At 45.2% G+C, this 3,205-nt stretch carries 4 protein-coding genes; 2 read left to right on the forward strand and 2 right to left on the reverse strand.

What is annotated here, in order from left to right; all coding sequences use genetic code 11:
• The first annotated feature begins 30 nt into the window (after positions 1-30).
• On the forward strand, positions 31-234 hold the full coding sequence (locus tag JCM15548_RS20190; protein WP_062128998.1) for a DUF6132 family protein: 204 nt from the start codon (positions 31-33) through the stop codon (positions 232-234).
• A gap of 102 nt (positions 235-336) precedes the next feature.
• Positions 337-1,368, forward strand: coding sequence for an L-threonine 3-dehydrogenase (gene tdh / locus JCM15548_RS20195; RefSeq protein ID WP_227626070.1), 1,032 nt, complete (start codon positions 337-339; stop codon positions 1,366-1,368).
• 64 nt (positions 1,369-1,432) lie between these two features.
• Here tdh and JCM15548_RS20200 read toward each other — a convergent pair whose 3' ends face one another.
• Together JCM15548_RS20200 and JCM15548_RS24810 are read right to left on the reverse strand one after the other, a co-directional pair.
• On the reverse strand, positions 1,433-2,659 hold the full coding sequence (locus tag JCM15548_RS20200; RefSeq protein ID WP_227626071.1) for a carboxypeptidase-like regulatory domain-containing protein: 1,227 nt from the start codon (positions 2,657-2,659) through the stop codon (positions 1,433-1,435).
• Between the two features lie 258 nt (positions 2,660-2,917).
• A partial coding sequence (locus JCM15548_RS24810) for a hypothetical protein (protein ID WP_227626072.1) occupies positions 2,918-3,205 on the reverse strand: 288 nt, incomplete at its 5' end.

Consider the following 3,205-nt stretch of genomic DNA (forward strand, 5'->3'; position numbering starts at 1 on the left):
TACTTCATTTACCATCAAAACGGTTAGAATATGAGCGAAGATACAACAAAAGAAAAAATTAGCTGGAAAAAACGCCTCATAAGAATGTCCATTGGTATATCGGCAGGCGCCCTTTTAGGTTATGCCTATTACTACTTTATTGGGTGCAACACAGGCTCCTGCCCCATCACATCGAATCCCACGAACAGCATTTTTTACGGAATGCTAATTGGTGGTGTGTGGACCTTCAAATAATTGACAAGCATGATTATTATCAACAAGTCCATCAAATTTAGTTTTGCACTTTTACGACAACAATCAATTTTGTAAATTGTACAACAACTAAAGTTCACACCTATGGCAACAATGAGGGCGCTCGTAAAAGCGCATCCTGAAAAGGGCATCTGGATGCAAGAGAAAGAAGTCCCTGCTCCCGGACACAACGATGTGCTGATCAAAATATCAAAAACATCCATTTGCGGCACCGACTTGCATATTTATAAATGGGACGACTGGGCACAAAAAACCATTCGTACCCCTATGACCATTGGTCATGAATATGTTGGTCACGTGGCTGCGGTTGGATCAGAAGTGGGCAATGTAAAGGAAGGCGACCGGGTAACCGGTGAAGGACACATTGCATGCGGTCATTGCCGAAACTGCAGACGCGGTCGCCAACACATTTGTGAAAAGACTGTAGGAATTGGGGTGAATATAGATGGCGCCTTTGCCGATTACGTGGTTGTGCCTGCCAACAATGTCATGAAGGTCAGCTCAAAGATCCCGGATGAGATCGTCTCCATCATGGATCCGTTCGGCAATGCGACGCATACCGCCCTGAGCTTTCCGCTTATTGGTGAAGATGTATTGATTACCGGTTCGGGTTTAATTGGAAGCATGTGCGTGGCAGTAGCCAAATTTGCAGGAGCCAGATACGTTGTAGCTACAGAGACCAACGAATTCAGAGCCAATCTGGCACGAACAATGGGCGCCACCAAAGTTGTGAACCCCTTAAAAGAAGACCTGACACAGGTGGTTAAAGACCTGGGCATGCGGGGTTTTGACATTGGACTGGAATGTTCGGGTTCTACAGCGGCCTTTAATCAAATGTTGGACCACATGTACAATTCCGGAAAAATTGCCCTGTTGGGCATCCTGCCCCCCAACACCACCGTCGACTGGAATAAAATGATTTTCAAAGGACTCACCATCAAGGGCATCTATGGTCGTGAGATGTTTGAAACCTGGTATCACATGGAGCAAATGCTTATGTCCGGATTAGATCTTTCGCCCATGATAACGCATCGAATGCCCGTGGAGGATTTCCAGAAAGGCTTTGACATTATGGAAGAAGGGAATTGTGGGAAAGTCCTTTTAAATTGGGAATAAGAAACCTTCAGAAACAAAAAATCCGATGACTTTCTGTCATCGGATTTTTTGTTCTATCCGTCATCTAATCTTCAATACTTTTTTGAATTTTTCTAATGGCGTTTTCAATGGGCTGTTCCGGCTCAATCACGTTGTAATCGCCCCAAAACGCATCGTCAGCAAATCCCTGCACAGCATCTTCCATGATCACATTCATTTTCAAACGGTCTGATGACCTGTAAGGACGATCATCTGTCACTTCCCAATCGGTTACAGCCATCTCCATGGTAGTATGGTAGTTGGTATTAAACAGCTTCCTGCGCCAGTTGACACGGAAAGAAATTTCTGCCCGGGCGTAGCTGAAAAACCATTTCCCATCCTGCTCCCTGTAATTAACCATATAAGCCGTTTCGGTTGGAAAAACCCTTGCCCCCATGGGTTTGCGACGAATAAACATACGCGCAGCCTCTGACCGGTTGGATATATTCATATTGAAGGAGGCGCTGGTAATGGCCAACGATTCCGTATCGACATACAGTTTACCATAGAATAACGGTGTATTAACATCCGGCTTTTGCTTAAAGCTCAACACATACAGCATCCGATCGTCCACACGCGTAATATTAGACATTTCAAAAACATAATAGTCCACCATTTCTTCATCAAACAGCGTGTAAGGATCTTTCATAATATCCAGCATCAAAGCCGAAACAGGACCTCCCTGCAGTCGGAAGACCAAAGTATCAATTTTGCCGTAATCTGTGCTTTTGCGTCCAATAATTAACTTGGCCTGATCGCTGCGTGAGCTGTTGTAGGGATGCTTATAAATATCTACAACGGCCTCGGTCAACGATACATAAGACCAGCCCTTCTTAATTGTTTCCCGGTAAAATGCCGTTTTGGAGGTAGGCACATCCAGGTAATTCTGGTCGCGTCGATTCATCACTGCACGAATCAACAGGTCAGGATCAGAAGGAAATACACTGACTTCCACAAGAGATACAGTAGTCATATCCAACGGAATATCATTCCCTTCGGCATTAAGGGCACTTAAGGGAATCGATTTCTTTTCATAACCAATAAAAGATACCACCAGGTTCTTACCGGCATGTTGTTCCGGCACCTTCAGAATAAATTCCCCGTCCGAATTACTTACCGTTGCAATATGAGTTCCTTCTACAGCAACCGTCGCAAAAACGAGCGGATCTCTGCTCTCTGAGTCAAATACAGTCCCACTATATTGGGGCACTGATGTCTCCTGATCCTGGTCAATGGCGGACACATCCATCATCACCATTGAAACAAGCAACATTAAAACAAGCATTTTAATAGTTGTGCGATGACCTTGCGAATTTATTTTTCTCCTTTTCATGGCTAAATATATTAGTTAAACCAACCTTTGTTTATTATTAGACAGAGCAGGATGAAAATACCCCTATTGGGTGGGAGGAAATTAGGTCGTTAGGTCAAGAGGTGATTAGGTCAAGAGGCCGAGAGGCGGAGCGAAGCGGGAGTTGTAACGAAGTGGAATACCGAGGATCGGTACCCGCGAAGCGGGATTAAGAGGTGATTAGGAAGAGAGGGGTAGGAAGGGTTGATGGGGTTGACTGGGTGAGACGGGGATATAACGCAGAAAAGCCGACTCATTGCTGAATCGCCTTTTCTTATGATCGGCGGCGATCCCGATGCTCTGGATCTCAAGCCGCAGGCGCAGTTCCGATTTTTCGGAATCGCTTCGCTGCGTCCCGATAAACCGGGATTTCGCTGCGCTCAACCTCCTGAAGTACGGTCGCCTTGATATCGATGACCAGAAATTAGCGCATAAAAAAAGGACATCCATATTTCTACGGATGTCCTT

This window comes from Geofilum rubicundum JCM 15548 (assembly GCF_000974365.1).
In the GTDB taxonomy this organism is placed as follows: domain Bacteria; phylum Bacteroidota; class Bacteroidia; order Bacteroidales; family Marinilabiliaceae; genus Geofilum; species Geofilum rubicundum.